We start from the raw sequence: 5,499 nt of genomic DNA, 5'->3' as shown, positions 1-5,499 counted from the left end.
GTCCCGGGCCAACTCCCCACCGACATGCCCCCGGGCGAGCTCATCGCCGAGTTCCGCGGCCGCAGCCGCACCATCTCCAAGAAATAGAAACAGGGACCCCAGATGACCCTCCACGCCACTGAACCAGCAGCAGCCACCGACGCCGTGCTGGACCGCGAAGAAACCATATCCCGCGACGAGCTGGAGGCACTCCAGCTGAGCCGCCTCCAGCACACGGTCGCCTACGCCTATGACCGCGTCCCGCTGTACAAGCGCAAGTTCGACGAAGCCGGCGTCCACCCCACGGACCTCCGCGAACTGGCGGACCTGGGCAAGTTCCCCTTCACCACCAAGGAGGACCTCCGGCTGGAGTACCCCTTCGGCATGTTCGCCGTGCCGCAGCGCGAGGTGGCCCGGATCCACGCCAGCTCCGGCACCACCGGCCGCGCCACCGTGGTGGGCTACACCAAGAAGGACCTCGCCGACTGGGCCAAGCTGGTGGCACGGTCCCTCCGCGCGTCCGGCGTCCGCCCCGGCATGAAGGTCCACAACGCCTACGGCTACGGCCTGTTCACCGGCGGCATGGGTGCCCACGCCGGCGCCGAGGCGCTGGGCTGCACCGTCATCCCGATCTCCGGCGGCCAGACCGAACGCCAGATCACCCTGATCCAGGACTTCAAGCCCGACGCGATCCTGGCCACCCCGACCTACCTGCTGACCATCGCGGACGCCATGATGAAGCAGGGCATCAACCCCGCCTCCACCTCGCTCAAGTACGCGGTGCTCGGCGCGGAGCCCTGGACCGAGGAAATGCGTCACGAGCTCGAAACCACAATGAACATCAAAGCCTGCGACATCTACGGCCTGTCCGAGGTCATGGGCCCCGGCGTGGCCGGCGAAGCCGTGGAAACCCAGGACGGCAGCCACATCTGGGAGGACCACTTCCGCCCCGAGATCATCGACGCGTTCGACCCCACGAAGGTCCTGGGCGACGGCGAACACGGCGAACTGGTGTTCACCTCGCTCACCAAGGAAGCGCTGCCCATCATCCGCTACCGCACCAAGGACCTCACCCGCCTGCTGCCCGGCACTGCCCGTCCCGCGCACCGCCGCATGGGCCGCATCACCGGCCGCAGCGACGACATGATCATCCTGCGCGGCGTGAACCTGTTCCCCTCCCAGATCGAGGAAATCGCGTTGCGGATCCCCGAGCTCAGCCCGCACTTCCAGCTGGAACTCACCCGCCCCGAGGGCCAGCGGATGGACCAGCTCACGGTCAAGATCGAACGCCGGGAATCCGTCTCAGTAGAGGGTGTGGCCTCGGCCGCCAAGGTCCTGCAGCAGCAGATCAAGATCCATGTCGGATCCTCCTGCACCGTCAACGTCGTCGAGCCCGGCTCCCTGGAGCGTTCAAACGGCAAGCTCCGCCGGATTTACGACATGCGTCCCAAGGCATAGCGCGAACGGACACTTGCGTCCCAAGCAGGCAGCAGCCATGTAAGGGCCCGGGGTTTTCCCCGGGCCCTTCTTGGCGTGTCCGCCGCTCCCCGGAGCCGCCGGACGGCCGTCCATTGCGTCTTGTTGCCAAGTTTTAGGCAATCGGTTGCCAAACCGTGGCACAGCCCCTAGTCTGGAAACCGCGCCCACGCAGTGGTGGACGCTTTCTCATGAACAGGATCAGCAATGACGCACACTCCCTCGACCACGGGAACCAAGCCACACGGCGCGCTCCACCCGGCCGCCGTCAATAAAACCGAGCTTCGCCGCGCCGGCTGGGCAGGGTTCATCGGAACCGTCCTGGAAAACTACGACATGGTTGTCTACGGTGTGGGCACGGCCATCATCTTCAACACCCTGTTCTTCCCCAACGTCTCCCCCGCGGTCGGCTTCATCGCCAGCTTCGGCGCTTACGCCGTCGGCTTCGTGGCCCGGCCCATGGGCGGACTGTTCTTCTCCCGCTATGGCGACAAGATCGGCCGGAAGTTCGTGCTCGTGGCCACCCTTGCCCTGATGGGCACGGCCACCTTTGCCATGGGCCTGCTGCCCACCTACGAATCCGTGGGCATCCTGGCTCCGATCCTCCTGACCGTGCTGCGGTTCATCCAGGGCTTCGGCGCCGGCGCGGAAATGGCAAGCGCCGTGGTGCTGCTGGCCGAATTCGCCCCCAAGGGCAAGCGCGGCGCCATGACCTCGCTGGTGTGGGCCGGTGCCGCAGTCGGCTCCGTCTTCGGTTCCGGTGCCTGGATCCTTGTCCAGCTGCTGCCCCGCGAAGACCTCGAATCCTGGGGCTGGCGCCTGGTGTTCCTTTCCAGCGCCCTCGTGACCGTGGCTGCGTACCTGATCCGCCGCAACATGAAGGAATCCCCGGTCTTCGCCGAGCTCAAGAAGGAACATGTCGAGGCAGCCTCACCGGTCGCGGAAGTGCTCAAGAAGGGCCGCCGTCCGCTGCGCCAGGTGTTCCTCATCAACATGGGCACGCACGCCCACTCCTACATCTACCAGGCCTTCCTGGGCACGTTCCTGATCTCCGTGGTCAACATCGACAAGGCACTCATCCCGCAGATGCTGGCTATGGGCGGCCTCTTCGCCATTCCCGCCGCACTGGTCGCGGGCCGCGCCACCGACCGCTGGGGCCGCAAGCCCGTGAACGTGTTTATCCTCGCCTTCCTCTTCCTGTTCTCCTTCCCCGCATTCTGGCTCAGCAGCACGGGTAACGTCTGGCTGATCGCACTCGTCTACGCGGTGGGCTTCACCTTCGCCGTGGAGGGCGGCATCGCGGCGCAGTCGGCCATGTACGCCGAGCTGTTCGGCTCCAAGTTCCGGTACGCCGGCGTGGCAATTGCCCGCGAATTCTCGGCAATCTTCGGCGGCGGCATCGCACCAATCATCTGTTCGGCGCTGCTCGCCTGGGCCACCGGCTCCTACTGGCCCATCGCCGCCTACATGATGGTCATCGTGGGCATCTCGCTGGTCCAGGCGATCAAAGCGCCTGAAACCAAGGACCGCGATCTCACGCTGGAAGAGAACGCCAGCTAAGGCGTCTGGCAACGCCTCCTATACGAGCGCGCGACGTCGAAAGGTCACCGAAATGGGGAAGGTCCCCGGCTGCTGCAGCCGGGGACCATCCTTTTACGGGAGGCATTCAGTGCACTACTGCCAATGCGCGACAGCGCTGTGACGTGCCGATGGCTAACCGCCAGCCGGGCAGCCCAACGTGCCTGATCCCGTCCCGATCCTTGAAATTTTTGAGTCAGAACCGGTCCCCGCGCCGATAGTTCCTCTACAAGTTTTCTAGCACCGGAGCACGGCACAAGCAAGGGATTTCGGGAACATGACCCCGACTGCCTCAATTGACCGAACGTTCATGAGAAAATAGCCGGTATGTCCACCACTGATGCACCCACCAAGCGCGGCCGCCCCGGATACGACCAGCAGTCGGTGCTGCAGATCGCCGTCGAGGTCTTCAACCGACACGGCTACGACGCCACGTCCATGGGCATCCTTGCCGAAAACCTGGGCATTTCCAAGTCGGCCATCTACCACCACGTGCCGTCCAAGGGCGACCTACTCAAGCTCGCCCTGGAAGAAGCGCTGGGCGGACTGGAGGCCATCCTGGAGCAGCCGCAGGCCCAGTCCGGGACGGCCGAGGCCCGTCTCGAGTTCGTGCTCCGGGAGACCATCTCAGTGCTGGTGGAACGGCTTCCGTTCGTCACCCTGCTGCTGCGCCTGCGCGGCAACACGGACATTGAGCGCGACGCCATGGAACGCCGGCGCACCTTCGACCACAGGGTGGCGGCGCTGATCTCGGCCGCCCGCGATGAGGGCTCCCTCCGCGAGGACATCGATCCCCGCACGGTCACCCGCCTCCTGTTCGGCACCATCAACTCCATCGTCGAGTGGTACAAGCCGGGCGGTTCGCTGTCACCGGAAAAGCTCGCCGACGACGTCATCACAATGGCCTTCAACGGCCTCCACGCGGCGCGCTAATCACGTTCTTCCACGCGGCCGCCGGATAGGCCACCGGGGCCTTCATTGACGGCGGGAAACGCAGCGCCCACCCTGTAGTCATGGCCAGGAAGTTATCCGAAGTCCTCTTCGGCACATTCCCCGACTTGCGCTACCAGCCCACCGCCAAAAGGGTCCGTGCCATGGCGGGCGGGAACGCCGTCGTCGACACCCTTCATGCGCTCCTGGTGTGGGAACCCAAACGCATCACCCCCGTCTACGCCGTCCCCGAAGTGGACCTTCAGGCCGAACTGCAGCCGCCCGGGCAGCAGCCGGGCGAGGTATCGGAGCACGGTTTCAGGCTGGGCGCGGACGGGCCGGCGGCACTGGATCCGCGCACCGGCTTTGGCCGGCACACAGCGGACGGCGAGGAGTTCGACGTCGTGACCTCCGACGCGAGGCTGCCCCGCGCGGCCTTCCGGCCGGCCGACCCCGACCTCGCCGGACACGTGGTGCTGGATTTCAACGCCTTCGACTGGCTCGAGGACGACGAGGAGATCATCGGCCACCCCCGCGACCCGTTCCACCGCGTGGACATCCGCGCGTCGTCACTCACCGTTGAGGTAACGCTCGACGACGTTACACTGGCCGCCACGAACGGCGCGCAGCTGCTGTACGAAACCATGCTGCCGGTGCGCTACTACCTCCCGCCGTCGGACGTCCGGCTGGACCTGATGGACGCAAGCGACAAGAAAACGGTGTGCCCGTACAAGGGGACGGCCAGCTACCTGACCTACCCGCCCGCCGCGAACGGGCGAAACATCGCGTGGATGTACGACCAGCGTTTCCGTGACGCCGCCCAGATCCACGGGCTGGTGTGCTTCTTCAACGAACGCGTGGACATCACGGTGGACGGCGTCAGGCAGGAGCGGCCGGTCACGCCGTGGTCATCGCCGGCGTCACCCTGACGGGGTCACCCCGACGGCAAAGATAAGGCGTCCCGCTGAGCCGGGACGCCAGTCTCTACAGCTGGTAATCCGCTACCGTGCTGATGTTCTCGTGCACGCAGAGAATGTTGTGCTCGGAGTCCATGAACCAGGCGCACTTCTCGGAATCCGTTGTACAAATGTGGTTCTCGGTTTTGAGATCCGGGAGATCGTAGTCCTGGAACGTGACGCCCTTGGCTTCCATCTCCTGGACGGTGCGTTCGATCTCGCTGACTTCGAAACTCAAGGCGGTGTGCTCTGAATGCTTACCGTCCTTGACCGGCATCAGCTGCAGCATGGGGCCGCCTTCTGAGCCGAACAATTCGCTTCCGTCATCTGCCACGCCACGGTGCGGGAGTCCCAGGGTGTCCGCATAGAAATGCCGGGCACGCTCTGCATCATCGACTGGCAGGACTGTTGTGGCTTTATTGAGTACTAGGGTCATTTCGCCACCTCCTACGCTGCAAATTTTACGCCGGAGCGGGCCAGAAAGATCTGCCCAAAACCCTCTCTCACTTCCCGTGCCCAAAAGCCAAACCCTCTCTCACTTCCCGCGCCCAAAAGCCAAACGCTCTCTCACCGGTTCGAA

5 protein-coding genes are annotated in these 5,499 nt (G+C 64.8%); 4 read left to right on the top strand and 1 reads right to left on the bottom strand.

Translation table 11 applies throughout. From position 1 onward, the window contains the following. Positions 1-102: 102 nt before the first annotated feature. The 4 genes from paaK (at position 103) to WMN78_RS20030 (ending at position 4,892) form a co-directional block, all read left to right on the top strand. Positions 103-1,437 carry a phenylacetate--CoA ligase PaaK gene (gene paaK / locus WMN78_RS20045; protein WP_340535514.1) on the top strand — a complete coding sequence of 445 codons (1,335 nt, stop codon included), beginning with the start codon at positions 103-105 and terminating at the stop codon, positions 1,435-1,437. Between the two features lie 225 nt (positions 1,438-1,662). Beyond that, the gene (locus tag WMN78_RS20040) at positions 1,663-3,015 is read left to right on the top strand and encodes an MFS transporter (protein ID WP_340535513.1); all 1,353 of its coding nucleotides are present in this window, start codon (positions 1,663-1,665) and stop codon (positions 3,013-3,015) included. A gap of 345 nt (positions 3,016-3,360) precedes the next feature. Then, the gene (locus WMN78_RS20035; protein ID WP_340535512.1) at positions 3,361-3,966 is read left to right on the top strand and encodes a TetR/AcrR family transcriptional regulator; all 606 of its coding nucleotides are present in this window, start codon (positions 3,361-3,363) and stop codon (positions 3,964-3,966) included. An 80-nt stretch (positions 3,967-4,046) separates the two neighbouring features. Beyond that, positions 4,047-4,892, top strand: coding sequence for a DUF427 domain-containing protein (locus WMN78_RS20030; RefSeq protein ID WP_340535511.1), 846 nt, complete (start codon positions 4,047-4,049; stop codon positions 4,890-4,892). Positions 4,893-4,947: 55 nt separating this feature from the next. Here the strand turns inward: WMN78_RS20030 and WMN78_RS20025 are convergent, their stop codons facing one another. Next, positions 4,948-5,355, bottom strand: coding sequence for a VOC family protein (locus WMN78_RS20025; protein WP_340535510.1), 408 nt, complete (start codon positions 5,353-5,355; stop codon positions 4,948-4,950). Between the last annotated feature and the right edge of the window lie 144 nt (positions 5,356-5,499).

It is taken from the genome of Arthrobacter oryzae (genome assembly GCF_037911235.1).
GTDB lineage: Bacteria > Actinomycetota > Actinomycetes > Actinomycetales > Micrococcaceae > Arthrobacter > Arthrobacter oryzae_E.
This window is presented reverse-complemented; position numbering and strand designations above follow the sequence as displayed.

Bases quoted from the DNA above. Each gene is read 5' to 3' on its own strand.
- paaK (WP_340535514.1), top strand. From the start codon at position 103: ATGACCCTCCACGCCACTGAACCAGCAGCAGCCACCGACGCCGTGCTG.
- WMN78_RS20040 (WP_340535513.1), top strand. From the start codon at position 1,663: ATGACGCACACTCCCTCGACCACGGGAACCAAGCCACACGGCGCGCTC.
- WMN78_RS20035 (WP_340535512.1), top strand. From the start codon at position 3,361: ATGTCCACCACTGATGCACCCACCAAGCGCGGCCGCCCCGGATACGAC.
- WMN78_RS20030 (WP_340535511.1), top strand. From the start codon at position 4,047: ATGGCCAGGAAGTTATCCGAAGTCCTCTTCGGCACATTCCCCGACTTG.
- WMN78_RS20025 (WP_340535510.1), bottom strand. From the start codon at position 5,355: ATGACCCTAGTACTCAATAAAGCCACAACAGTCCTGCCAGTCGATGAT.